At 51.2% G+C, this 24,484-nt stretch carries 22 protein-coding genes; all 22 read right to left on the bottom strand.

Going from position 1 to position 24,484, the window contains the following annotated elements; genetic code table 11:
* The 22 genes from rfbA to wcaE all read right to left on the bottom strand — a co-directional run bounded on the left by rfbA (nt 1) and on the right by wcaE (nt 24,483).
* Complete coding sequence (rfbA, locus tag SK47_RS13895; protein ID WP_003859476.1) at nt 1-882, bottom strand: glucose-1-phosphate thymidylyltransferase RfbA; 882 nt, start codon at nt 880-882, stop codon at nt 1-3.
* On the bottom strand, nt 883-1,968 hold the full coding sequence (gene rfbB, locus SK47_RS13900) for a dTDP-glucose 4,6-dehydratase (RefSeq protein WP_048244523.1): 1,086 nt from the start codon (nt 1,966-1,968) through the stop codon (nt 883-885). It lies immediately after the preceding gene.
* 89 nt (nt 1,969-2,057) lie between these two features.
* On the bottom strand, nt 2,058-3,464 hold the full coding sequence (gene gndA / locus SK47_RS13905) for an NADP-dependent phosphogluconate dehydrogenase (protein ID WP_006811221.1): 1,407 nt from the start codon (nt 3,462-3,464) through the stop codon (nt 2,058-2,060).
* Nucleotides 3,465-3,637: 173 nt separating this feature from the next.
* Nucleotides 3,638-4,105 (bottom strand): PssE/Cps14G family polysaccharide biosynthesis glycosyltransferase, encoded by a 468-nt coding sequence (gene pssE / locus SK47_RS13910; RefSeq protein ID WP_048244525.1) that lies wholly within the window; start codon nt 4,103-4,105, stop codon nt 3,638-3,640.
* The gene (gene pssD / locus SK47_RS13915) at nt 4,102-4,602 is read right to left on the bottom strand and encodes a PssD/Cps14F family polysaccharide biosynthesis glycosyltransferase (RefSeq protein WP_048244527.1); all 501 of its coding nucleotides are present in this window, start codon (nt 4,600-4,602) and stop codon (nt 4,102-4,104) included. Before pssD ends, pssE begins: the two co-directional genes overlap by 4 nt.
* A complete protein-coding gene (locus tag SK47_RS13920; RefSeq protein WP_048244529.1) occupies nt 4,586-5,806 on the bottom strand; it encodes a hypothetical protein in 1,221 nt (406 codons plus the stop codon). Before SK47_RS13920 ends, pssD begins: the two co-directional genes overlap by 17 nt.
* On the bottom strand, nt 5,797-6,858 hold the full coding sequence (locus SK47_RS13925) for a glycosyltransferase family 4 protein (protein WP_232927024.1): 1,062 nt from the start codon (nt 6,856-6,858) through the stop codon (nt 5,797-5,799). The genes SK47_RS13920 and SK47_RS13925 overlap by 10 nt, the downstream gene beginning before the upstream one ends.
* A complete protein-coding gene (locus tag SK47_RS13930) occupies nt 6,836-8,110 on the bottom strand; it encodes a WzyE family oligosaccharide polymerase (RefSeq protein ID WP_048244531.1) in 1,275 nt (424 codons plus the stop codon). The genes SK47_RS13925 and SK47_RS13930 overlap by 23 nt, the downstream gene beginning before the upstream one ends.
* 334 nt (nt 8,111-8,444) lie before the next feature.
* Nucleotides 8,445-9,341 carry a GalU regulator GalF gene (galF, locus tag SK47_RS13935; RefSeq protein ID WP_048244533.1) on the bottom strand — a complete coding sequence of 299 codons (897 nt, stop codon included), beginning with the start codon at nt 9,339-9,341 and terminating at the stop codon, nt 8,445-8,447.
* A gap of 174 nt (nt 9,342-9,515) precedes the next feature.
* The gene (gene wcaM, locus SK47_RS13940) at nt 9,516-10,907 is read right to left on the bottom strand and encodes a colanic acid biosynthesis protein WcaM (RefSeq protein ID WP_048244534.1); all 1,392 of its coding nucleotides are present in this window, start codon (nt 10,905-10,907) and stop codon (nt 9,516-9,518) included.
* A gap of 12 nt (nt 10,908-10,919) precedes the next feature.
* Nucleotides 10,920-12,140: a colanic acid biosynthesis glycosyltransferase WcaL gene (wcaL, locus tag SK47_RS13945; RefSeq protein WP_048244537.1), complete on the bottom strand. Its 1,221-nt coding sequence runs from the start codon at nt 12,138-12,140 to the stop codon at nt 10,920-10,922.
* A complete protein-coding gene (gene wcaK, locus SK47_RS13950) occupies nt 12,137-13,417 on the bottom strand; it encodes a colanic acid biosynthesis pyruvyl transferase WcaK (protein WP_006811234.1) in 1,281 nt (426 codons plus the stop codon). The genes wcaL and wcaK overlap by 4 nt, the downstream gene beginning before the upstream one ends.
* Before the next feature lie 15 nt (nt 13,418-13,432).
* Nucleotides 13,433-14,911, bottom strand: a complete 1,479-nt coding sequence (wzxC, locus tag SK47_RS13955; RefSeq protein ID WP_003863527.1) for a colanic acid undecaprenyl disphosphate flippase WzxC — start codon at nt 14,909-14,911, stop codon at nt 13,433-13,435.
* A gap of 1 nt (nt 14,912) precedes the next feature.
* Complete coding sequence (wcaJ, locus tag SK47_RS13960; protein ID WP_045346745.1) at nt 14,913-16,307, bottom strand: undecaprenyl-phosphate glucose phosphotransferase; 1,395 nt, start codon at nt 16,305-16,307, stop codon at nt 14,913-14,915.
* Nucleotides 16,308-16,435: 128 nt separating this feature from the next.
* Nucleotides 16,436-17,806 (bottom strand): colanic acid biosynthesis phosphomannomutase CpsG, encoded by a 1,371-nt coding sequence (cpsG, locus tag SK47_RS13965; RefSeq protein ID WP_022648631.1) that lies wholly within the window; start codon nt 17,804-17,806, stop codon nt 16,436-16,438.
* Nucleotides 17,807-17,915: 109 nt separating this feature from the next.
* Nucleotides 17,916-19,352: a mannose-1-phosphate guanyltransferase gene (gene cpsB, locus SK47_RS13970; protein ID WP_003863522.1), complete on the bottom strand. Its 1,437-nt coding sequence runs from the start codon at nt 19,350-19,352 to the stop codon at nt 17,916-17,918.
* A 3-nt stretch (nt 19,353-19,355) separates the two neighbouring features.
* Complete coding sequence (wcaI, locus tag SK47_RS13975) at nt 19,356-20,579, bottom strand: colanic acid biosynthesis fucosyltransferase WcaI (RefSeq protein ID WP_022651482.1); 1,224 nt, start codon at nt 20,577-20,579, stop codon at nt 19,356-19,358.
* Nucleotides 20,576-21,055 (bottom strand): GDP-mannose mannosyl hydrolase, encoded by a 480-nt coding sequence (locus SK47_RS13980; protein ID WP_057979975.1) that lies wholly within the window; start codon nt 21,053-21,055, stop codon nt 20,576-20,578. The genes wcaI and SK47_RS13980 overlap by 4 nt, the downstream gene beginning before the upstream one ends.
* A 2-nt stretch (nt 21,056-21,057) precedes the next feature.
* Nucleotides 21,058-22,023 carry a GDP-L-fucose synthase gene (locus SK47_RS13985; RefSeq protein WP_003863516.1) on the bottom strand — a complete coding sequence of 322 codons (966 nt, stop codon included), beginning with the start codon at nt 22,021-22,023 and terminating at the stop codon, nt 21,058-21,060.
* Between the two features lie 2 nt (nt 22,024-22,025).
* The gene (gmd, locus tag SK47_RS13990; protein WP_003863514.1) at nt 22,026-23,147 is read right to left on the bottom strand and encodes a GDP-mannose 4,6-dehydratase; all 1,122 of its coding nucleotides are present in this window, start codon (nt 23,145-23,147) and stop codon (nt 22,026-22,028) included.
* Between the two features lie 24 nt (nt 23,148-23,171).
* Nucleotides 23,172-23,720, bottom strand: coding sequence for a colanic acid biosynthesis acetyltransferase WcaF (gene wcaF / locus SK47_RS13995; RefSeq protein WP_048244539.1), 549 nt, complete (start codon nt 23,718-23,720; stop codon nt 23,172-23,174).
* 16 nt (nt 23,721-23,736) lie between these two features.
* Nucleotides 23,737-24,483 (bottom strand): colanic acid biosynthesis glycosyltransferase WcaE, encoded by a 747-nt coding sequence (gene wcaE, locus SK47_RS14000; protein WP_003863510.1) that lies wholly within the window; start codon nt 24,481-24,483, stop codon nt 23,737-23,739.
* Nucleotide 24,484: the final 1 nt, after the last annotated feature.

Genomic DNA, 24,484 nt, shown 5'->3' on the forward strand with positions numbered 1-24,484 from the left:
TCAGACTAATCCCTTGGTCAGATTCAGCAGATACTGCCCATACCCGGTCTTTTTCAATGGTTCAGCGAGTACCCGAAGTTGTTCGGCATCAATAAAACCTCGTCGGAACGCAATCTCTTCAGGACATGAAACTTTTAGCCCCTGTCGCTCTTCAATTGTGGCGATAAAATTGCTTGCTTCGATCATACTCTGATGCGTTCCGGTATCCAGCCAGGCGTAACCGCGCCTCATCATTGCGACAGACAATCGTCCCTGCTGCATATAGATGCGGTTGATGTCGGTAATTTCGAGTTCACCTCGCTCGGACGGCGTTAAACTTTTGGCCATCTCAACCACATCGTTGTCGTAAAAATAAAGACCGGTTATTGCGTAATTACTCTTGGGTTGCTGAGGCTTCTCCTCAAGACCAATTGCAGTACCGTCTTTATCAAACTCAACGACGCCATAGCGTTCCGGATCGCTGACATGATAGGCGAATACGGTCGCCCCCTCTTGCTGGCTTGCTGCGCCTTCAAGCAGTCTGGGGAGATCGTGTCCGTAGAAAATATTATCGCCTAATACCAGCGCACAATTATCCTCACCGATAAACTCTTCACCCAGAATAAAAGCTTGTGCCAGTCCATCAGGACTTGGTTGCACTTTGTACTGGATATGCAATCCCCACTGGCTACCGTTCCCGAGCAGTTGTTCAAAACGCGGAGTGTCCTGAGGCGTACTGATAATCAGAATATCCCGTATACCTGCCAGCATAAGCGTAGAGAGCGGGTAATAGATCATTGGCTTATCGTAAATTGGCAACAATTGCTTACTTACGGCCATAGTCACGGGATAAAGACGTGTACCCGATCCGCCAGCTAATATAATCCCTTTACGTTTCGTCATTTACTTACGCTCCCCATAATTCTGCTCTATCCAGCTCTTATAGGCGCCGCTTTTCACATTCGATACCCACTCCTGGTTATTCAAATACCATTTAACCGTTTTACGGATGCCGCTTTCAAAGGTTTCCACAGGAGTCCATCCGAGCTCGTCGCTAATTTTATGAGCATCAATTGCATAACGTCTGTCGTGACCTGGTCGGTCCGCGACATAAGTAATTTGTGCGCGATAGGATGTTTCTTTCGGTACCATGTCATCGAGCAGATCACAAATGGTCTGAACGACTTCAATATTTTTCTTCTCGTTATGGCCGCCAATATTATAGGTTTCTCCCGGCTTACCCGTGGTCAGAACCGTATACAGTGCACGAGCATGATCTTCAACGTATAACCAGTCACGGATTTGATCGCCCTTACCGTAGATCGGCAATGGTTTATTATCCAGCGCATTAAGGATAACAAGAGGGATCAGCTTTTCAGGAAAGTGGTATGGGCCATAATTATTCGAACAATTTGTCACAATCCCAGGTAAACCATAGGTGCGTATCCAGGCCCGAACTAAATGGTCGCTGGACGCTTTTGACGCTGAGTAAGGGCTACTTGGCTGGTACGCTGTTTTCTCGGTAAACAGCGGTAACGGGACAGAATCATGATATTCATCAGGATGTGGCAGATCGCCGTAAACCTCATCAGTTGAAATGTGATGGAAACGGAAGGTAGATTTTGCTGCCTCGTCCAGTGAAGACCAGTAAGCACGGCTCGTTTCTAACAGGTTATACGTGCCAACAATATTGGTTTCAATAAACGCAGCGGGACCTGTAATAGAACGGTCGACATGGCTCTCGGCAGCCAGGTGCATTACCGCATGAGGCTGATGGGTAGCAAAAATACGCGCCATTGCCTCTTTATCACATATATCGGCATGCTCAAAAACATAGCGTTCGCTATCGCTTACTTCACGCAAGGATTCCAGATTACCGGCATAGGTCAATTTATCAACGTTAACAACGCTATCCCGAGTATTGCTAATAATATGTCGGATAACCGCGGAACCGATAAAACCGGCACCGCCAGTAACTAGAATTTTCACGCAATCTATTCCATTAAACAGTAGGTGGATCGGGTAAGATAAAAAAGCCCGGTATCGCTACCGGGCTTGATGGCATGGCTAACCGTATATTAATCCAGCCATTCGGTGTGGAACACACCTTCTTTATCCGTACGCTTATAGGTATGCGCACCGAAGTAGTCACGCTGTGCCTGAATCAGGTTCGCTGGGAGAACGGCAGCACGATAGCTGTCATAGTATGCCACCGCAGCGGAGAAGGTCGGAACCGGGATACCATTCTGCACCGCGTACGCAACAACATCACGCAGCGCCTGCTGATATTCGTCAGCAATCTGCTTGAAGTAAGGCGCCAGCAGAAGGTTGGCGATACCCGCATTTTCAGCATAGGCATCAGTGATTTTTTGCAGGAACTGGGCGCGAATGATACAGCCGGCACGGAAGATCTTCGCTATCTCGCCATAGTTCAGATCCCAGTTGTTCTCGTCTGAAGCTGCACGCAGCTGAGAGAAGCCCTGCGCGTAAGAGACGATTTTACCCAGGTACAGTGCACGACGGACTTTTTCAACGAATTCAGCTTTGTCACCAGCGGGTTTAGCCTGAGGACCAGACAGCACCTTAGATGCCGCAACGCGCTGCTCTTTCAGAGAAGAGATATAACGTGCAAATACGGATTCGGTGATCAGGGATAATGGCTCACCCAGATCCAGAGAGCTCTGGCTGGTCCATTTACCGGTGCCTTTGTTAGCGGCTTCATCCAGAATCACATCAACCAGGTATTTACCCTCTTCATCTTTCTTGGTGAAGATATCTTTGGTGATGTCGATAAGGTAGCTGTTCAGCTCGCCTTTGTTCCACTCGGTGAAGGTCTCTGCGAGCTCCTCGTTGGAGAGGTTCAGACCGCCCTTCAGCAGAGAGTAGGCTTCAGCAATCAGCTGCATGTCGCCATATTCAATTCCGTTGTGAACCATTTTCACGTAATGACCAGCGCCATCAGGACCGATATAGGTCACGCATGGCTCGCCGTCTTCAGCTACGGCTGCGATTTTAGTCAGAATAGGCGCAACCAGTTCGTACGCTTCTTTCTGACCGCCAGGCATGATGGATGGACCTTTCAGAGCGCCCTCTTCACCGCCGGATACGCCGGTACCAATGAAGTTGAAGCCTTCAGCAGACAGTTCACGGTTACGACGAATAGTGTCGTGGAAGAAGGTGTTGCCGCCATCGATAATGATGTCGCCTTTATCCAGATACGGTTTCAGTGAATCGATAGCTGCATCGGTACCTGCGCCCGCTTTCACCATTAACAGGATACGACGAGGTGTTTCCAGAGACTCAACGAACTCTTTAACCGTATAGAAAGGAACCAGTTTTTTGCCTGGATTCTCAGCGATGACTTCTTCGGTCTTATCACGGGAGCGGTTGAAAACGGAGACGGTATAACCACGGCTTTCGATATTGAGCGCCAGGTTGCGCCCCATCACTGCCATACCGACAACGCCGATCTGTTGCTTGGACATTACATACTCCTGTCAGGTGTGGTCGCCGCGAATGATAGCGGCTTGGGAATCACTTCTCATAACTCTAAACAATACTAAAGTCGTTATCAAATAATTTCACAAAGCATTAACTAATTTTTATGATCAAAAGTTACCTGCAAATATTATTAAATGGCTCTAGCGATCGAGTAATATCACGCGTTATTTATATGGTCAATAAACTCATCATTCTTGAAAAATCGCACTAATTCAAATTTCTTTGGCTGGAATGAACTTGAATTAATGATTAGATTTTCGAGATCTTCGATATCCCAACAAATCATTGCAAATTCCTTTTCCCCCATATATTTAGCAATGTCAGACTGATGTTTATCCAAACGATCTAAATTTGGGGCAATGATGATTTTTTTCTCGTGATCTAAAAGAGAAAATATTGATCCAGCGCCTGCATGACTGATTACAAGATCATAATGAGAATATTCGTTCTCAATAGATTGAATAAATTCAACTTCCTTGTAATTTTCTGTTTCAGGGTTTGACAGGCCATTCGCCTTTTGGCACATAAAAAAATTGTTGGCCATATGTGGAAGTGCTGAAATTGATGCAATCTGCTTGATAAGTTTATCAAATCGAGTGGTGCCTACGGTCACTAAAATTTTCATAGCACTCCGGAAAATTTGGCTTTTTTATACTGTTTTAAAAGCGACTTGTGCTGCACATAAAACTCATCCGCAATTAAAGACATGATTCTACCAGTGAAGGACTTCGTTTCGAATCTGGACCATGTTTCGAGATGAATTATTTTTGCACCAACAATATATTTAAAATAAAAAGCGGGAATAAGAGCTACACCGGGTCCCGTTGAAACGACTACTTTTATTCGATGAGTTTTATGAATCTTTAAACAGACCTTGATCTGATGTAGCTGATTGAAGCGAAGCACACTAGTGAACGTTGAATATTTATTTCTAAATTCACGAGTAACATAATGCTTATCAGACCATTCTTCCTTAATTTTATAATCTGAGAGACTGATTTTATTTTTATTTATTTCTCCACCAATTCTTTTCATCAATCTGTTCATCTGGGCTCGGTGTCCTCCCTCGCCGTAAATGAATAAAGCACTATCCTCTATGTTCATGTTAAACTGCTTCTCCATTCTTAAAAGCCGTCCTGATCAGGATTCTAAAATAAGCGTATCTGATTAAATATAAAACCATCAGGAATAAAGACATCATTGGGATAAGATATATCACCGAAATACTAATGAAGTATTGCCATACCAAAAACAATGACAGAACCACAATAAATACAAAAAAGTTGAATATCAGTGAGATTTTTTCTTTACCAAGGAATAATATTATATTTGACTGAACTAGTGATAGTTGCGAAGAGAGAGTAAAAAGCATTACAGGCACGACGATTGCCAGTATTTCATTAAAGGTAATATAGGAAAGCGATAATTTAACATAAAAGATTAGTGGCAGGATACTACCAAAGCATACAAGCGCTGATATGATAATAACTTTTTTATTTATCGCAAGATAAACTTTTTCTTCTTTGGACTTAGCACACTCCACTAACTCTCGATAAAAGTAGTTCATGTATGCACGTGAGAAGACAGATATAATTCCAATTATGCTAATTGTGAGACCCAGTACCGACATTGATTCATCGGGAAGTAACTCACGGGAAAAGTAAGGTAATAGAAAAACGATCCCTGTAGAAATGAGCCCCACGAAGCCAACATTTAGGGAGAATTTCCAATCTAGCCCATTGAAAGCCTTGCTATCAGATACGGTTATCCACGCTCGCTTAACATATATGTAGTAAATAATTTGGTTAAATATTGTCGCGATAAAGTAAGCAAGGAAGAAAATATCAAGAGGTTTTAAAGAGACAAGATGCAGTTTGCACAGCAGCATTCCTGCCGCGAAAAGAACCAGCGCTAGCAAATCATAAATTAAGCCAGGGAGTGCCTTTTTATAATAAATATAATAATAACGATAGATTTGGTTGATAGCCAGGCATGCAAGAGAGCCAGCGAATATTAAGGTGTCAATTAAATTCAAGTCTAGTGTTGGAGTTGCCAGTGCTAAGGTAATAACCGAGGCTGCTGCAATACTAAGGAGTAAAACATAATTAAAGTATTTCATGCTCACTTCAGAGCCATCTTTAATGAGCGTTGTACCAAGTCCCTGACCGAGGAATATCACTGCAACAGTTAAGAATGAATAATAAACAGCAAAGAGCGCAATGTCTTTTTGGACAAACACAAGAGTCAATAAAAAGAAGATTATAACCCTTGCTGCTCCAGAAGATACAGTATATCCAAGCCAAATTAATTTATTAATTACAAACATTTAAACGCCTCAAGCAGCTTCGTTTGCGCTATTTCTTTCGTATAGCTGTTTAAGACCGTTTGCTTAGCCTGATGAGACATCGCTTGAAGCGTTTGTGGTGACATCTTGAGCATTTGCTCAATTTTAATTTTATAGTGTCCGTCCTCGTAAACAATAAAACCATTTTGGTTATTATCGATGAACTCGTTGAAAGAGGGGATATTACTTAGAAGTGGAATCATCCCCGTAGCCATCGCCTCCAAAGGAACCAGTCCAAGGCTTTCACTTTCTGAAGGATAGATTAGTACATCATGTTCCTGAAAAATTTCAGCCAAGCGAACGTGCCCTACGGCAGGCGAAAATTCAATATTTGGTAAATGAGCTGCACTTTTCACTAACGAACCCAGCTCTGGGCCATCCCCAACAATAGTTAAGAGAATTTTACTTTTATCATCGTCGGACAGGTTTTCAATTGCCTGTATTGCCAGATCCACACGTTTACTCTTGATGAGTCGTCCAGCAAAAAGGAGTTTAAGCGGAACACCGAATTCACGGTTTTTAAACGCAAAGAGTTGGGTATCAACGCCACCAGAAGGGCTTATTGCACATTTAACTTCATCGAGTTGATATTCATTTTTGGTAAATTCCAGATAAGACTTTGAAGGAAACACTATTTTTACTGCATTTTTCAACGCATTAGAAACAATTGCCTTCTTAACACGAAAGAACATCCCATTGGTTCCGTTGAGCCGCTTAACGTCACCGCCGTGTACGTGCACCACAATTTTTTTTCTTCTGACGCAATTGCCCATTTTTACCGGCAGATAGCAATGAGACGCATAATGCAAATAAAGACAATCACTTTTGGTCAAAAGAACTTTAACCAAAATAGAGATATAGAAAACAAGATAGTTATAAATTTTAGTAACTTTGCTTTTTGAGATTTTATTAAGAACACATAATTCAATATCATGTCCATTATTACGCAGCGAATCAGCTGCGTTTTTAACGAACCCGCCCAGATGCGGCGTATCCGAACCTGGATACATATTACTTATGAGCAAAATTTTCATTCGAAGGCCTTTTCAATAGACTACCAACTATCATGCTGATCGCTTTAATGATCATTACACATAAAAAGAATTTAAATGAGATATACATAAACACTTCTAAACCGTCACGCACCCAGAAGAAGCAGTAGCCAATGCAGGTTATAAATGTAATCTTTATCGTAATCATCCTGGTTTTTTTGGTTACTGAGTCAATAATTTTTAATGTGCTTCCAGTAATAAGTCCCCAAAGCCAAAACCAGGTTGTGCCAAACATAATAATAAAGCTACCTACTATCGTTGGTGATATGGTCAACTGCGTATCCATATTCAGGATATAGGTTGTATAAAAATAGCCGTTATTCAAAAAGTTAATCGGTTTTGACTCCCATAAAAAACGAGGAACAATTATCGCAAACTCATTGAAGAAGGTTGAAAAATACTGAATATTACCTGTTTTATCAATATATTCAATAATATCTTTGATTGCATAAATCGGAGAGAAAGAATCTAAAGCGAATGAAATCATGACTGATGAGCCAGACAGAAGCATACTGATCACATCATCAAGACTGGATCCATAACGCAGAGCACCCAATACAATTAAAGCCACACAGCAACATGCTGATAGTATAGCTATTTCATTTATACGAAGTACTTTTTTCTCATAGGCAAAATAAGTTATTGCAAGAACTGCCGCGCCCATTACATTTCGTGAGCCGCCTATAACGTAGTAATAAACAGAACCACAGAAAATAGCCAATGCGGTTGCCAATATAAAACGTAATTTAGTAGGTTTACGAAGAAAGAACACAATCGAGGAAGGAACAAATGCGTACATTAAAATTATTGACAGGCCGCCACCAGAATTCTGTTCAAGACGAGCTTCGTAACCACCACCAAATGCGACCCCATTATTTTTCACATAAATCATCAAAGCAAAAATGTATAAAACCAGACCACAAACGACAAATATTTTTGAGTTAATACTTCTGAACCATGAATTAGACAAATCATCTGAATGATTATACCGCGAGGACACTTTTATTGGTGTTATAAAATATGACAAATGGATTGCGAATAAACTTAAGAATGAGAACCAAAATACCTGAGTATATCCCTCCTCTAGCGGAATACCCTGTATCCAGACAGATAGATAATATACAAAATTCACCACGAAATAAAAAATAGTAAAAACGCGAATATATACGCCTTTTATAAAGTATATGGTGCAAATAATATATAAAAGAGGAAGTAAAAAATACAGAGATGCCATCAATCTGCCTTTAGGTAAAATATTAGCATTACTAATAAATGGAATGAGCCACAACGCTCAATATGGTCGGGCCACGCTACCGCCCTTGGCTCCTAAGCTACCAACATGCTTATATTCTATAACAAATTTTTGAACGCCGATTACGCAGGTCCGGTTCATAAAAATATGCGGATAATTGTCTGACGTATCTCCCTTAGAAACAAGCAAAAAGTTATAGACTATCGTACTAAGACTCGCTCTTATCTGTGTCAGAAACATTAAAAGGTGGTAGCGTTCTATCCATTCCGAACGCTTACCACCTTAGATCAATACTTTGCGGGAGTATACCGAGGGTTTAGTGCTCTTTAAGCAACTTCTCAATCCGGCTTCTGAACTTCGCCCCTTCCTTCAGGTTACGCAGACCGTAGTTCACAAACGCCTGCATATACCCCATTTTCTTACCGCAGTCATAGCTGTCGCCGGTCATGAGCATGGCATCAACGGACTGCTTTTTCCCCAGCTCGGCAATCGCATCGGTCAACTGGATACGGTCCCAGGCACCCGGCTCGGTTTTTTCCAGCTCAGCCCAGATATCCGCATTCAGCACATAACGGCCGACTGCCATCAGGTCAGAGTCCAGAGTCTGCGGCTGATCGGGTTTTTCGATAAACTCAACGATCCGGCTCACCTGCCCTTCTGTCTCCAGTGGCTCTTTAGTCTGAATAACAGAATACTCGGAGAGATCGCCCTTCATACGTTTCGCCAGCACCTGGCTGCGGCCCGTCTCGTTGAAGCGAGCGACCATTGCCGCCAGGTTATAACGCAGCGGATCGGCGGAAGCGGTATCAATAATGATGTCCGGCAGAACCACGATGAACGGGTTATCACCCACTACCGGACGCGCGCAGAGGATTGAGTGGCCCAGACCCAGCGGCTGCGCCTGACGCACGTTCATGATGGTCACGCCAGGAGGACAGATAGACTGAACTTCTGCCAGAAGCTGACGCTTAACGCGCTGCTCAAGCAGAGCCTCGAGTTCATAAGAGGTGTCGAAGTGGTTCTCAACGGCATTCTTCGAAGAGTGCGTCACCAGAACGATTTCTTTGATCCCCGCAGCAACAATCTCGTCGACGATGTACTGAATCATCGGCTTGTCAACGATCGGCAGCATCTCTTTAGGAATGGCCTTTGTGGCGGGCAACATGTGCATGCCCAGACCCGCTACCGGTATGACTGCTTTCAAATTAATCATTATTTCTTCCACCTTAAAATGGTTGACGAATTATAGCTTTTAAACCTGTTTTCGCCAGCATGTTTTGCCGTAAATATGAAGTAATCCTAGGTCACCCCACCACAAATTACAGTAGTTGTAATCTGAATAGATCGCGATTCTGTTCCAGGAATAGTCGCAAAATAGTCTGTGCGATTACCTGTGCGGCAGCGCAAAATTCAACCGTTCCGTATTCACCACGTGTTGATCGACCCGATCAATATCTACCGAACTCTGCCCCTTTTCATTAACCGCTTTTATGTTCGCAAGCGACAACAGCGTCTCGTTTTTGGCCATAAACTTCCCGCGCACGTCTTTGCGCAAGTCGAAGTTCATCTTAAGCGCAGGCCCCGTTGCTAACTCCTGCATCACCTTGATATTGCGCAAGAAAAGGTGCTGTGGCTTGTTGTGCAGCTCAAGCGTTGCTCGCTGCATGTTGACGTTGGTGATGGCAACAAACGAGGTGGCATTGCCGGAGGAAATCTGTATCCCGCGCAGCTTATAGGCAAGCTGTCGGTTATCCAGGCGAATATCGTTAAGTTTGAAGTTTTGCGGTATCGACAGATAATCGCCCTTGATCACGCCATACCCGATTAACATTCCGGCGCTGTTCACCATATCGATATTATCGATAACGAAATTATCACAACCATAAATAGCTACCGTTGCGTTATCAATTCCGGCCTTTTTACTGAAGTCGGGAGTAATATTGCTGGCCTTGATATTACGGATCACAAAGTGTTTACCGTTTTCAACATGCACCAGCTGCCGACAGTTGCTGCCGGTGATATTCGCCACCACGAAGTTTTTAACGGTCTGCTGTTCCGGATAGTCATTGTCGTACGTGCTGCCAGCCAGCCCAATGCCTATGCCCCAGTTGATCTTGCCGTTCGTGCAGTTGATGTTATCGATCACGTGGTCAGAGATCAGGATGTTACGGTCGTTAATCGCCACGTTCCACTCAATCGCGTCACCCTGCAAATGGCTGAATTTGCTGTTGGTAATGCGCGCACCATCCACCTGATTATGGAAACCCTGGCGCAGAATGGCGTAGTTGGCCTGACTCACGGCAATGCGATCGATAAGCAGGTTACGCATCACTCTCGGCTTTTTACCGCCAATGTAGATCTGGGTGACGGGGCCGAAGCCGCTCATCGCCAGCCCTTTAATGACACAGTCGGAGCCACGCACGTCCAGCGTAATGTTATGCGTGCGCCCCTCTCCTTCCCCAATGACCTTGCAGCCTTCCTGGAGCACAAACCGCCCGCGGCCGTTGCCCTTCAGCGCACCGCGGATCAGCAGGGTTTTGCCATCAGGAATGAAAATGCCGGTATTGATGTTTTCACAGGTTAACCCGGCGGGAACAACAACGGTATCGCCCTCGGTAAATGCCTGCTTAAAGGCGGCGATCCAGTCGTTATTGTTGTAGCGATCGACAGAAACCGTCTTCCCGGTCGCCGCCCGCGCAGCGCGGGGCGACAGCAGCGGCATGGCAGCCAGGACGGATAAAGAAGAGACAAATCGGCGTCGGGTAATCTTTTTCAGCATACAACCTCAGCGTTACAGCGTTTGCAGCAGGCTCGCTAACTGGCGATTAATCACCTGCTGATTGAATTCTGCTTCAACTTTTTGCCGCGCATTTTGCAGCACAGGGATCAGCGTCTGCTGATCGATATTGCTGAACGCGGCCAGACGATCCGCCAGCGCCAGCGCATTGTTTTCAGGGACCAGCCAGCCGGAATGCTCAGAGGTGATCAGCTCCGGGATCCCGCTGTGCAGGGTCGAGACTACCGGAATGCCGACCGCCATCGCCTCCATCAGCGCCACGGGAATGCCTTCCATATCGCCGTCGGCGCCGGTTACGGAAGGCAGCAGGAACACATCCGCGTCATCAAGCATGGCTTTCACTTCGTGGCTCGGCTTGAAGCCCGGCATCTCGACCACGTCTTCCAGCTGATACTGTTCAATCAGCGTGCGCAGGCGACGCTCCCACGGCCCGATACCCAGGATGCGGTAGTGGAAGACCACACCACGCGCCTTCAGCTGGCGACAGGCTTCGATGGCTACGTGCAGCCCTTTCTTTTCAGTCAGGCGGGCAACAGAGATAATTTGCAGCGGCTTGCCCGGCACCTTGACCGGTCGCTGGGTGAAGCGTTCCATGTCCACGCCCATGCGTGAAACGGTGATTTTCTCGCTCGGGCACCCCATGGTTTTCAGGCGCCCGGCCCACAGGTTGCTTATCGGCAGCATCATGTCGCCACGGCGGAACAGCTGCTGATATTCCGGTGTGTAGTGGTTCAACACTTCCCGGCTGGAGATGTCGATACCGTGGAAAATGGTTGCGATTTTGCCGTCAATCACCCCCAGCTCACGCAGTTTTGCCGCCGTTACGCCCGCCGGGCCAAAGTGGGCGATAAAGACATCGGCCCGGTACGGCTGGGCCGTTTGCCCGCAAATGGCGGATAAGATCAGGTTGCGGGCCTCCGCCCCATAGCGCGACATATTCAGCGCCCGCCACGTCGAGGCGCGATGCAGGCCGCGCAGCGTCTGTCCGGCGCGATGGCGCAATTTGTTCATCCGTCCGGCGGGTTCATCCTGCAACCAGCGGGTTTTTGCCTCCAGCCCATACCGGGTATACGCCGCATGGGTGTTTTGCGTATCGCCCTTTTGCAGGGCGATAATCTCCACGTCATACCCCATATCGATAAACGCGGTGATTTGGTTCAGCACAAAAGTTTCAGACGACAGCGGAAATTTCAGTAAGAAGAAACCAACCTTCATTTCCCCTCCCGGACGCGGTCGAGTACGGATTTCACCATGCCAATACCTTTTTCGCGTTCGGCTTTTACCGCCACCGCCAGACGTTCGTTGATCGCAGGCAACTGGCCGAGCGTGTCGCCCACCATCGCACCCAGCGATCCGTCCAGCAGATGACGAATATCGACGGCCATTTCAGGCATACCGAGCTGCTGCATAATGCCCGCGGACTTGTGTTCGTAGTTGATGGCGATGGCTGGCGTGCCGAAGTTCATCGAGATAATGGCCGAGTGCAGACGCGTGCCCACGGTCAGGTCGCAGGCGGAGAGCAGCTTGCCCATCTCCAGATCGTTCAGCTCGTCCATCACCACGTGATAGCGGGACGGATCGTTCACCAGGTTGCGCAGGTTGAGCGCCACCATACGGTCATCTTTGTTGTAGCTGTCGATACCGGTACAGGTGGAAAGCGCCAGCACCTGGTAACCGCTGTCCAGCACGCGGTTCACCACGTCGGCAAAGGCTTTCTCGTACGCCGCCTGGGTCGTGCCGAGGCGTTTATCGAACGGCGCAAGTTCACGCAGGGTAATGGCGACGGTTTTCTGCTTTGCCGCCACGTCCAGCCAGTGCTGTACCGCGTAGCTGGCCTGGAAGCTGTCATCCTGATGATCCACCAGCCAGGCGGTGTCTACACCGTGCTCCACTTTGGTGGTGTCGATTTCGCTGCGCTTCATCATGTCGAGGCTGACCGATTCACGCAGGATCAGCGCGTCGCAGTGGCCGAAGACATAGTTCGCCAGCTGGTTAAACTGCGGATCCTGGAATGGCCCGACGCTGTGGCCAATCATAAACAGCGGCTTTTTCGCCATGAATGTACAAAGCGCATGCTCAAACTGCGGCACGCCGTACAGGTCGACGAAGAACGAACCGCCCACCTGAATAATCGCGTCATAGCCGGACAGCAGACGCACAAAATCGGTAAAGCCCTGCGCGATGGCGATGTTGCGCAGCTTGCCGGTGTCGGTTACGCGAGAAAGCAGCACCTGATGCTGGTAGCGGCGACGCAGCACTTTCTTCACGCGCCCCATCACGCCCGCAGCGTTGTTGTGCTGTTTCATCTGGCTGTAGAGCGGGTCGCCCATCACCGGGCGGTTCAGTAACCAGGATGAGCTGACCGGATAACGGCTCATCACATCCACTTCTGTCTCAGGCTTAAGGGTGTTAATTGCATCCAGTAAACCGCGCAGGATGGCGCTGTCGCCACGGTTGCCGCAGGTATGGTTGCCAAGAATAAGTAATTTCATAATGGCCTCGTAAAATTAGCCTGCGCGAAGCAGCGTTTTCATTTTTTCGTTACGGCAAAACTGGCGCTTCATCTCGACCACCAGCGCATTGCGTGACAGCACAATCATCACGCCGAACGCCAGCGCGCCTGCCGCGACCTGCACCGCAAGCAGTGCCGCCAGCGGCAGATGCCCGTTGAGCACCACGCCCAGGCCGTAGCTCACCGCAAGCGTCGGTAAGGAGAGATAGAACGGCAGCCACAGGCTGAGGATGTACTGACGGTAGCTGGAGCCCAGCACCGGTTTGATCATCACGAAGTAGCTCAGCACGGTATTGACGATTTGCACCAGCAGGAAGCCGAGCGTCACGCCAATGGCGCCCGCCATGTGCCCGCCCACAATAATTGCCGGAATAAACAGGAAGGTTTTAAACACGTTGAACTTGAAGCTGATATCCACGCGCGCCTTTGCCATCAGCAGAGAACCAATCGGGTTCCCCACCGAGCGCAGCAGCCCCACGACGCACAGCAGTTGCAGGATTGGGATGATGCTGTTCCACTTCTCGCCAAACACCAGCGGTACGAAATTGCTGGCGACCACCATCAGCCCCAGCAGGACCGGGAAGTTGATGATCCCCACCACGGAGAGCAGCTTATAAAAGTTCACGCGCAGCTTCTCGGTATCGTCCTGAATTTTGGCGAACGCCGGGAACAGGACGCGGGTAATAATCGGGTTGAGCTTCATCGGCGGGACAACCGCGACGTTATACGCCAGGTTGTAGCCACCCGCGACGCTCGCGCCCAGAATGCGCGCCAGTACCAGCGTGGAGAGGTTAGTATTCACGTAGTTGATAATGCTGTCTGCCGTCAGCCACGCGCCGAAGCGCAGGTTGGATGAAACAGATGCCAGCGAAAAATGCAGCCCCGGGCGATAAATCTTACGGCCAAAGAAGCCGAATAGCAGCGTGCGCACGGCAGAGTTAACGAGGTAGCCGAGGATGGCGGTCATCGCCAGCGGCCAGAAATGGGCGCTGACCACGGTGAAGGTAAAGCCCGCCAGCACGGCGCTGGTCTCAATCATGCCGATTTTGTTGAACTCCAGCTCTTTCTGCATCAGCGCGCGGAACTGCTGCCCGTGCGGGATCACCACGAAAGCGAACGACAGGGTACGCATCAGCGGCGCCAGGTCCGGGTTATGCAGCACGCCGGCAATCACATCGCTCAGCAGGAACACCAGCACAAAAACGAAGATACCCAGCCCGACGTTCAGCCAGTAGAGGGTGGTCAGCTCCAGATGGCTGATCTCTTTGCGCTGGATAATGGAGTTGGCGATACCAAAGTCCGACAGCGTATCGGCCAGGGCGATAATCACCAGCGAGACGGTCAGCAGACCAAACTGGTGATTATCGATAATGCGCGCCAGCACCGTCATCTGCACCAGGCCGAGGCCAATGATGACGATGGTGGCCATGGCTGACCATTTCGCGCCGCTGATGGTTTTTTCTCGTAAGCTCATCTTAGTACGCCGCTTTGTTCACGAAACCTTTGAAAATGGTCAGAAAAACAATCTTGATATCGAACCAGAGGCTCCACTCGCGGATGTACTCCAGATCGAACTCGATACGTTTTTCCATTTTTTCCAGCGTGTCGGTCTCGCCGCGCCAGCCGTTGATCTGCGCCCAGCCAGTGATGCCCGGCTTCACCTTATGGCGCAGCATGTAGCCTTCAATCAGGGTACGGTACTGCTCGTTATGGGCCACGGCGTGAGGACGAGGCCCGACGATGGACATCCCGCCGGTGAACACGTTAATGAACTGCGGCAGTTCATCGAGCGAGGTACGGCGCAGGAAGTTGCCCACACGGGTGACGCGCGGATCGTTCTGCGTCGCCTGGGTCACCACCTTGTCGTTCTCCATCACCTTCATGGAGCGGAATTTCCACACCATGATCGGCTTACCGTCCATGCCGTAGCGGGTCTGACGGAAGATGATCGGCCCCGGCGAGCTGAGCTTTACCGCCAGCGCAATGCAGCACAGCACCGGGGAGATGAGCAGCAGGATCATGGACGAAAGCACGATATCTTCCACGCGCTTCAGCACGCGGTTAATCCCCGACAGCGGCGTGTCGTACAGCGGAACAACCGGTACCCCGTTCACCTCTTCAATACGGGAGTGGAGAATATTGAAGGTGAAGACATCCGGGATGAGTATCACCGAGCAGGTGGTATCCGCCAGCTCGCGCATCAGTTTCTTGATGCGGGATTCATCTTTCATCTGCATGGCGATGTAGACGTTATGAATTTTGCCGGCTTTCGCATCGTCAATAAGCTGTTCGTAGTTACCTGCCCAGTCGGACGGTACGCCGCCGGGCTTCGCGTCGTGATAAATCCCGACCACTTCAAAACCTAACCACGGCTCTTTGCGGAAGCTGTCGAGCAACACCTGTCCCACCGGCAGATCGCCCGCCACGGCAACGAAGCGACGGTTATACCCGCGGTTGCGCAGCCAGCCCGCGCCAAAGCGGATCAGCGAGCGGCAGACCACCATGCCAATGCTGGTTAACAGATACCAGCAGAGATAGGTCACAAGACGGTTATCAAAATCATGGCTGAACGCCACCAGGCCTGCGCTGAAAATCAGGCTTAAGGTCCAGTTCTGGAGCAGCAGCATCAGTTCGGTGGTCATTTTGACGCCGCGCCATGAACGATAGAAATCGGTCATGCCGCCGATCATCTGAAACACCACCAGCGCAATCAACGCCATCAGCAAGTGCATGTATAAGAACGACTGCCCGCTGACCCAACACACCGCCCACAGTCCGCCGACCATGATGGTGATATCAGAAAAACGCTGCACCATAGAGATTAACGATGCATTCGTTCTCGCTCGTTCGCGCTTTTTTAGATTTGTCATCGTTGTTCCTTTAGTTCTAAACCTTACCCCTCGCCCCTCACCCCGGCCCTCTCCCCAAAGGGGAGAGGGTGTTCAAGTTCCCTCTCCCCTTTGGGGAGAGGGTTAGGGTGAGGGGTAAGGTTTTCTTTTTACTGATTCAACAGCGCCAGAATGTCCTTCGTTCGGGCTTCCATCAGCGCGGTATCGGCGCGGGACTCCACGTTCAGGCGCACCACCGGCTCGGTATTGGAGGAGCGCAGGTTGAAGCGCCACTGCGGGAACGCCATGCTGATACCGTCGGTACGGTCAATCTCCAGCGCATGAATGGCAAAGTGCTGTTCCACGCGGGCAATGGCCTCAGCGGGCTGTGCCAGTTTGCTGTTGATCTCACCGCTCGCCGGGAACGCCGCCATGCGGTCGCGCACCAGTTCGCCCAGGCTCTGCCCTTTCAGGCACAGCAGCTCGGTCACCAGCAGCCACGGGATCATCCCGCTGTCGCAGTAGGCAAAATCACGGAAATAGTGGTGGGCGCTCATCTCGCCGCCGTAGATGGCGTCTTCCTCACGCATACGCTCTTTGATAAACGCGTGGCCGGTTTTGGACATCACCGGCTCGCCGCCCGCGGCCTTCACCACGTCGACGGTGTTCCAGGAAAGACGCGGATCGTGAATGATTTTCGCCCCCGGGTTTTTCTCGAGGAACGCTTCCGCCAGCAGGCCAACGATGTAGTAGCCTTCGATAAACTGCCCTTTCTCATCGAACAGGAAGCAGCGGTCGAAGTCGCCGTCAAAGGCGATACCCATATCGGCGCCGTGCTCAATCACCGCGTTGCGGGTGTCGTCGCGGCACTCCGGCAGCAGCGGGTTAGGAATACCGTTCGGGAAGTTGCCGTCTGGCGTGTTGTGCACTTTGACGAAGGTCACCGGCACGTTCAGCGCCTTAAAGCGGGCTTCAAGTGCGTCTACAACCGGGCCTGCCGCGCCGTTGCCGGAGTTAATCACCAGCTTCAGCGGTTTGAGGTTTGCCACATTGATGTAGCCCAGCAGGTGGTCGATGTACTCTTTTTGCAGGTTAATCTGCTTATAGCTGCCGCGCTTCGCTTCGTTCACCGGCGGGAAGTCATTGGCCTCGGCCAGACGCTGCACGTCACGCAGACCGGTGTCGCCGCTGATAGGACGCGCGCCCTTGCGCACCAGCTTCATGCCGTTGTAGTCCATCGGGTTATGGCTGGCGGTCACTTCGATACCGCCGTCCACGCCCAGGTGGAAGGTGGCAAAATAGATCTCTTCGGTACCGGAAAGGCCAATGTCCAGCACATCGACGCCCGCGTCCTGTAGCCCTTTCGCCAGCGCCAGCTTCAGGGATTCGCTTGTCAGACGCACGTCGCCGCCAAGCACGATAGTTTGTGGTTTCAGGTATTCGCCGTACGCGCGGCCGATGCGCCACGCAATGTCTTCGTTCAGCTCTTCGCCCAGCTTGCCGCGAATATCGTAGGCTTTAAAACAGGTTAATTTTTCCATGATGACCCCTTTTTCAGGCAACAGTTGGCCCTGACCATGTAATGGCCAAATTTATTTTTTTCATTCGTAGGCCCGGTAAGCGCAGCGCCACCGGGCATGATGCGGAGTGCTACACGCGCCCGTAGCGATCCTGGAAGCGGATGATGTCGTCCTCTTCCAGATAGGAGCCGGAACGCACCTCAATTAAGTCGAGCGGAATTTTCCCCGGGTTTTCCAGACAGTGCGTGGCGCCCAGCGGAATATAAATGGACTCGTTTTCACCGAGCAGCTTCACTTCACCGTCGATGGTCACTTTGGCGGTCCCTGCCACCACCACCCAGTGTTCGGCGCGGTGATGGTGCATCTGCACCGACAGCCCTTCTCCCGGCTTCACGGTGATGCGTTTCACCTGATAACGCTCGCCGGCGTCGATGGAGTCATATTTGCCCCACGGGCGGTAGACTTCACGGTGAATATGGTGTTCGTGACGGCCATCGGCCTTGATCTTCTCCACCACTTTTTTAACGTCCTGCACGGCATTACGGTCGGCAATCAGCACCGCGTCTTTGGTCTGCACGACCACCAGATCCTTCACCCCTACCGTAGTGACGAGGCCAGATTCGGCGTAGACGTAGCTGTTTTCCGTTTTGTGGCTGATCACATCCCCGTGATGGACGTTACCCTCCGGGGTATGCGCGCTGATCTCCCACAGTGACGACCAGGAGCCGACGTCGCTCCAGCCCGCATCCATCGGTACCACTACCGCATCTGCCGTACGTTCCATCACCGCATAGTCAATGGACTCTTCCGGACAGGCGAGGAAGGCTTCTTCGTCCACGCGGATAAAATCGAGATCCGGATCCACCACCGCCATCGCTTTTTCGCAGGCGCTTAAGATATCCGGGCGATATTTTTCCAGCTCTTCCAGGTAGCGACCGGCGCGGAACAGGAACATACCGCTGTTCCAGTAGTATTCACCGCTGGCAACATACGCCTGCGCGGTTTCCAGATTCGGTTTTTCGACAAACTGCGCTACGTCAAAGGCCACGCTGTCGCCTTCACCAGGCGTAACGCTGCCGCGGCGAATGTAGCCATAGCCGGTTTCCGGGAGATCCGGCACGATGCCGAAGGTCACCAGCTTGCCGTTCTCAGCGTAAGGAATCGCGGCGCGTACCGCGTCGCGGAAGGCCTCTTCCTGCTGGATGACGTGGTCAGCCGCCAGCACCAGCATCAGCGGGTCGCAGTCCGGGCTGCTGCGTTTTGCCGCCAGCGCCGCAAGGGCAATGGCAGGCGCCGTGTTGCGTCCGGCAGGCTCCAGAATGATATTTTCGGTCAGTTTGTTCAGCTGGCGCAGCTGCTCGGCAACGATAAAGCGGTGCTGTTCGTTACAGATCACCACCGGGCTTTCACACTCCACGCCGTGCAGACGGTTAACCGTCGTTTGCAGCATGGTGAGGTCGCCTTTCAGGCACAGAAATTGTTTTGGATAAAGCACGCGGGACAGTGGCCACAACCGGCTCCCGGATCCACCCGCCATTACGACCGGATACAAAGTGGTTTGACTCATGATTTATCCCCGTATATCTGCAATAAATTGGCTCAGCACGTTCTCTTTCTCGAGCGTGCGTTCGGCATATTCACGTGCCACCGTGTTCTCTTTTGGCATGGCGAGTGCCTGCTCAATTCCGGTCACCAGCGCAGGAACCGATTCCGGCTCCACGCAAACGGCAATGCCCGGGTAGCTGTTGCACAGCTGGCCTAATTCTGTTGCGGCTTCTGCCGTAATCACCGCGTTTCCGCCCACTGCCAGAATGTTGGTCAGCTTGGACGGCAGCACCGCATCCGCCGCGCCGCGTTTTTGCACCACCAGATGGCAATCCGCCATTTTCAGCAGCGCGGGCAGCGCGTCATAAGACTGAAGCGGGAAGAAGCGGATGTTGGTCAGTCCGCGCTCGCTGGCCATTTTTTCCAGCCGCGCTTTACCGCCGCCCTGCCCGACTATCACGAACATCCACGGGTGTTCGCTCAGCTGAAGCGCGGCGTCAATCACGCTCTCCAGCCCCTGTTTTTCGCCGATGTTGCCTGAGTAAAGAATGATTTTTTGCTCAGCAGGCAACCCGAGCTGCGCGCGTAACGCCTGCGCATCCTGGTCTGTCACATCGCGGAAGCGCGCCACTTCGGACCAGTTCGGAAAGAAGATCACTTTTTCCGCCGGGACGCCCTTCTCCTGCGCCTTGTTCATCATCGAGCGCGAAATGGTCGAGACGTAATCCACGTTGTGCAGGCCGCTGCGCTCAAAGGCGCTGGCGAGCTTCGCCACCTTGCCGCCCTTGCCTTTCCCGGCCATACCCAGCCCGAGCATGGCGTCCACTTCATAATCCTGAATGTGCAGCAGGGTGCGCGCGCCGGAGAGTTTTCCCAGCAGGCGCATGCCTGGCGTGCAGAACAGCGTCGGCACCACGCCGATGATGCGATCCGGCTTCCAGCGACGCTGCGCCATCAGCGGGAAGAAACTGCTCAGGGCAAAGCTGCCCAGATGAATTAAACGTTTCAGCGTCGAGGGCTGTTTCGGCACGTAGAGCGGGCAGCGCCAGACGGTCGCGGCGCCCTCTTCGCGGCGGTAGCGCCAGCTGGAATAGCGTTCGCCTACCTTCCACTCCGGGTAATACGGCGGGGCAGTAATCACCCGCACGTCATGTCCCTGGCTCGCCATCCACTCGACCATCTCGCCGGTGTATTTCCCGATACCGGTAAGCTCCGGCGAGTAGTTAATTCCGTAGACGAGGATTTTCATAGACCTGGCACCTCGGCCTGACGTTCCGCAAGGAAGTACGCCCGACTGTTGTCATGGACGTTGTCGCTTGCCAGCAGCGCCTCTGGCGTTAACCAGCGGTAATCGTCATGCTGAGAATCAGGCAGACGCAGGTCTGCCTCACTCACCTTCAGGCGGAACCCCAGCACGACGTAGTGCGTGGTGAACCCGGTGCCTGAAAAGTTATCGTCATAGAAGTGCTGCCAGACCCCGTAAAACTGGCCCGCTGCCATCGGCAGTTGCAGGCCCAGTTCCGCCAGAGTGAGACGCTCGAAGGCATCTGCCAGCGTCTCATCCTTCTGCACGCGCCCGCCGGGCACGAACCAGAAGCCCTGTGCAGGACGATTGGTTCGTTTCCCCAGCAAGAACTCGCCGCGTTCGTTCTCCACGATCAAATCAATTGAGATCAGCGGAGTGGAACGCACTACCGTGGCAAAATCTTCCTGACTTAAAAACATCATTACCCCCGGAAGCGGTGCTGGTTTTCCAGGAACCACTGGTAGGTGCTGGCCAGCCCCTGCTCCAGTGAGACCTCGTGATACCAGCCCAGCTGATGCAGACGGGTCACGTCCAGCAGCTTGCGCGGCGTGCCGTCCGGTTTGGTGGCGTCAAACACCACGCGTCCTTTGTAGCCCACCACCTGCGCGATGGTCTGCGCCAGCTCGCGAATGGTGCAGTCCACGCCGGTCCCGACGTTAATGTGCGACAGCATCGGCTCGGTGTTTTCCTGCCACACTTCGCGATCCAGCTCCATGACGTGAATGCTGGCCGCCGCCATATCGTCCACGTGCAGGAACTCGCGCATTGGCGTACCGCTGCCCCACACGACCACGTCCGGGGCGTTTTCGGCAGTCGCCTCGTGGAAACGACGCAGCAGCGCCGGGATCACGTGGGAATTGCTCGGGTGGAAGTTGTCGTGCGGTCCGTACAGGTTGGTCGGCATCACCGAGCGATAGTCGCGGTTATACTGACGGTTGTAGGATTCACACAGCTTGATCCCGGCAATTTTGGCAATCGCATACGGCTCGTTGGTGGCTTCAAGCGTGCCCTGCAACAGTTCGCTCTCGGCGATCGGCTGCTTCGCCATTTTCGGGTAGATACAAGATGAGCCGAGGAACAGCAGCTTGTTCACGTTGTGCAGATGCGCCGCGTGAATGATGTTGCTCTCAATCATCATGTTCTCGTAGATGAAATCCGCCGGGTAGGTATTGTTAGCGATAATGCCGCCCACCTTCGCCGCCGCCAGATACACCTGGTCGATACGTTCACTGGCGAAGAAGTCCTGCACCGCTTTGCTGTCAAGCAGGTTCAGCTCGTCGCGGGTGCGAACAATCACCTCCACGTCACCGCGCTGTTCCAGCTGGCGAACAATCGCGGAACCCACCATTCCGCGATGACCGGCGACAAAAATACGTTGTTTTGTCATTCTCAGGACTCCAGCGCGATGGCAACCTCGTAGCCATGGGATTTGAGCAGGGAGTGTTTTTTCGCTGCTTCAAGATCTTTGGCCACCATCTCGGATACCATTTCTTGCAGGGTGGTTTCTGGTTTCCAGCCCAGTTTCTCGTGCGCTTTGGTTGGGTCGCCCAGCAGGGTTTCCACTTCAGCAGGACGGAAGTAACGCGGATCAACCTGGACAATCACGTCGCCTGGCTTCACGCCCGGTGCGTCATGGCCGGTCACGGAAACAACGATACCCTTCTCTTCCACGCCGGTGCCTTCGAAGCGCAGCTTGATGCCCAGCTGTGCCGCAGCCATCTCAACGAACTGACGTACGGAGTACTGGACGCCGGTCGCAATCACGAAGTCTTCTGGCTGCTCCTGCTGCAACATCATCCACTGCATTTTCACGTAGTCTTTCGCATGGCCCCAGTCACGCAGGGAATCCATGTTGCCGAGGTGCAGGCAAGACTCCAGGCCCTGAGCGATGTTAGCGATCGCGCGGGTGATTTTGCGGGTCACGAAGGTTTCGCCGCGACGTGGAGATTCGTGGTTGAACAGAATGCCGTTACAGGCGTACATGCCGTAGGATTCACGGTAGTTCACGGTGATCCAGTAGGCGTACAGTTTCGCCACAGCGTACGGAGAACGCGGGTAGAACGGCGTGGTCTCTTTCTGTGGAATTTCCTGCACCAGGCCGTACAGCTCAGAGGTAGATGCCTGGTAGAAGCGAGTTTTCTTCTCAAGACCCAGGAAGCGAATCGCTTCCAGCAGACGCAGCGTACCCATGGCGTCCACGTCAGCGGTGTATTCCGGGGATTCGAAGGAGACCGCAACGTGGCTCATCGCGCCCAGGTTGTAGACTTCATCCGGCTGTACTTCTTGCAGGATGCGGGTCAGGTTGGAGGTATCGGTCAGGTCGCCGTAATGCAGGTGGAATTTCGGGTTCGCCGCGTGAGGATCCTGATAAATATGATCGACACGTTCGGTGTTAAATGAAGACGCACGACGTTTAATACCGTGTACTTCATAACCTTTTTCCAGCAGTAACTCTGCCAGGTAAGAACCATCCTGCCCGGTAACGCCGGTGATGAGAGCGACTTTAGACATGTTTATATTCCTCTACTTATGAATTTAATCAGTTTCAACGCGTTCGCGTATCACCACTGCGGGGTTGCCACGGCAAATTTTATTTGCCGGAAGCGATTTAAAAACGCTGCTGCGGGCACCGACTACCGTGCCATCGCCAACAGAAACACCGGGTGCAACAAAGACGTCTGTTGCCAGCCAGCATTTTTCACCGATCACAACAGGCGAAGCGGTAATATCAAAATACGGGCTCATAAAATCGTGGCTACCGGTGCACAAATAACACTTCTGTGAAACCACCGAATTTGCGCCAATCGTAATCTCGCCAAGGGTATATAACACCGCGTCATCCCCAACCCAGGCGTAATCCCCAAGCGTTAATTTCCAGGGATAAGTAATTTTCACCGAAGGTCGAATGACTACGTTTTTTCCTATTTTTGCGCCAAACAGACGCAGTAAAAATGCGCGCCAGCGGTACAGTATTTGCGGCGACCAGGCAAATAACGTTGCCTGTACAGCCCACCACAGTTGAACTTTAATACCGCTCCTGCCCCGAAAACCTTTCGGTACGGAGAATCCATTTAATTCCTGCATTACGTTTCCTTATATCTCAGGCTTTGTTATATAAGGCTTTCGCTTTACCCGTCGTTTTCAGACGTAAGAAATAAGATAATTCCGCCCAGAACCCTGGCACGCGTAATATTTTACGCTGCACGTTTTTTGCATCCTGGCACAGTTCCAGATTATTTGAGGTTGACACGCCGCCCATTGAAAATTCAGATACCAGTCCTTTAATTCGACGGAACGGGTAGCCAGATTTGTAAAGGCTGGCGGCCAGGGCATAATCTGATGACACTTTATAGCGCAAATCGTAAGGCTGTTTTTTCAGGCCGCTCATTGGGAAGAAAATAGCCTGATGGCTGGCCGGGAGGCTGTGGTAGATATACCAGCCTGGTTTCGCACCGCGCAGCACTTTTTTCCCCTCGCCGAAATCAAGCAGCGCATCACCGATAAACATGGCATCTTCTTTCTGGCGCGCCAGCTGACGGGCAAACAGCGCCACATCTTCATGGAACACATCGCCGGAATTGAGGAAGATGGCGTAACGCCCCTGCGCCATGTTGATGCCTTTATTCATGGCATCGTAAATGCCTTTATCTTTCTCGCTGATGTAACGTAAGTTAAACTCACCGTTGAGTTTTTCCAGGAACTCCGCCGTGCCGTCGTTCGAGCCGCCATCGACCACGATCCACTCAAACGTGAGGCTCGGATCGCGCGCCAGGTTGCGCAGCGAGCGCCAGGTTTTTACCACCCCTTCGTAGTTACGAAAGGCGACAGTAATGACGCTAAGAAACATA

This window comes from Enterobacter sp. BWH52, assembly GCF_001037565.1.
Taxonomy (GTDB): Bacteria; Pseudomonadota; Gammaproteobacteria; order Enterobacterales; family Enterobacteriaceae; genus Enterobacter; species Enterobacter hormaechei_C.

Coding starts and splice junctions, on each gene's coding strand:
- rfbA (WP_003859476.1), bottom strand. CDS start 882: ATGACGAAACGTAAAGGGATTATATTAGCTGGCGGATCGGGTACACGT.
- gndA (WP_006811221.1), bottom strand. CDS start 3,464: ATGTCCAAGCAACAGATCGGCGTTGTCGGTATGGCAGTGATGGGGCGC.
- pssE (WP_048244525.1), bottom strand. CDS start 4,105: ATGAAAATTTTAGTGACCGTAGGCACCACTCGATTTGATAAACTTATC.
- pssD (WP_048244527.1), bottom strand. CDS start 4,602: ATGGAGAAGCAGTTTAACATGAACATAGAGGATAGTGCTTTATTCATT.
- SK47_RS13920 (WP_048244529.1), bottom strand. CDS start 5,806: ATGTTTGTAATTAATAAATTAATTTGGCTTGGATATACTGTATCTTCT.
- SK47_RS13925 (WP_232927024.1), bottom strand. CDS start 6,858: ATGAAAATTTTGCTCATAAGTAATATGTATCCAGGTTCGGATACGCCG.
- SK47_RS13930 (WP_048244531.1), bottom strand. CDS start 8,110: ATGGCATCTCTGTATTTTTTACTTCCTCTTTTATATATTATTTGCACC.
- galF (WP_048244533.1), bottom strand. CDS start 9,341: ATGATTAATTTGAAAGCAGTCATACCGGTAGCGGGTCTGGGCATGCAC.
- wcaM (WP_048244534.1), bottom strand. CDS start 10,907: ATGCTGAAAAAGATTACCCGACGCCGATTTGTCTCTTCTTTATCCGTC.
- wcaL (WP_048244537.1), bottom strand. CDS start 12,140: ATGAAGGTTGGTTTCTTCTTACTGAAATTTCCGCTGTCGTCTGAAACT.
- wcaK (WP_006811234.1), bottom strand. CDS start 13,417: ATGAAATTACTTATTCTTGGCAACCATACCTGCGGCAACCGTGGCGAC.
- wzxC (WP_003863527.1), bottom strand. CDS start 14,911: ATGAGCTTACGAGAAAAAACCATCAGCGGCGCGAAATGGTCAGCCATG.
- wcaJ (WP_045346745.1), bottom strand. CDS start 16,307: ATGACAAATCTAAAAAAGCGCGAACGAGCGAGAACGAATGCATCGTTA.
- cpsG (WP_022648631.1), bottom strand. CDS start 17,806: ATGGAAAAATTAACCTGTTTTAAAGCCTACGATATTCGCGGCAAGCTG.
- cpsB (WP_003863522.1), bottom strand. CDS start 19,352: ATGAGTCAAACCACTTTGTATCCGGTCGTAATGGCGGGTGGATCCGGG.
- wcaI (WP_022651482.1), bottom strand. CDS start 20,579: ATGAAAATCCTCGTCTACGGAATTAACTACTCGCCGGAGCTTACCGGT.
- SK47_RS13980 (WP_057979975.1), bottom strand. CDS start 21,055: ATGTTTTTAAGTCAGGAAGATTTTGCCACGGTAGTGCGTTCCACTCCG.
- SK47_RS13985 (WP_003863516.1), bottom strand. CDS start 22,023: ATGACAAAACAACGTATTTTTGTCGCCGGTCATCGCGGAATGGTGGGT.
- gmd (WP_003863514.1), bottom strand. CDS start 23,147: ATGTCTAAAGTCGCTCTCATCACCGGCGTTACCGGGCAGGATGGTTCT.
- wcaF (WP_048244539.1), bottom strand. CDS start 23,720: ATGCAGGAATTAAATGGATTCTCCGTACCGAAAGGTTTTCGGGGCAGG.
- wcaE (WP_003863510.1), bottom strand. CDS start 24,483: ATGTTTCTTAGCGTCATTACTGTCGCCTTTCGTAACTACGAAGGGGTG.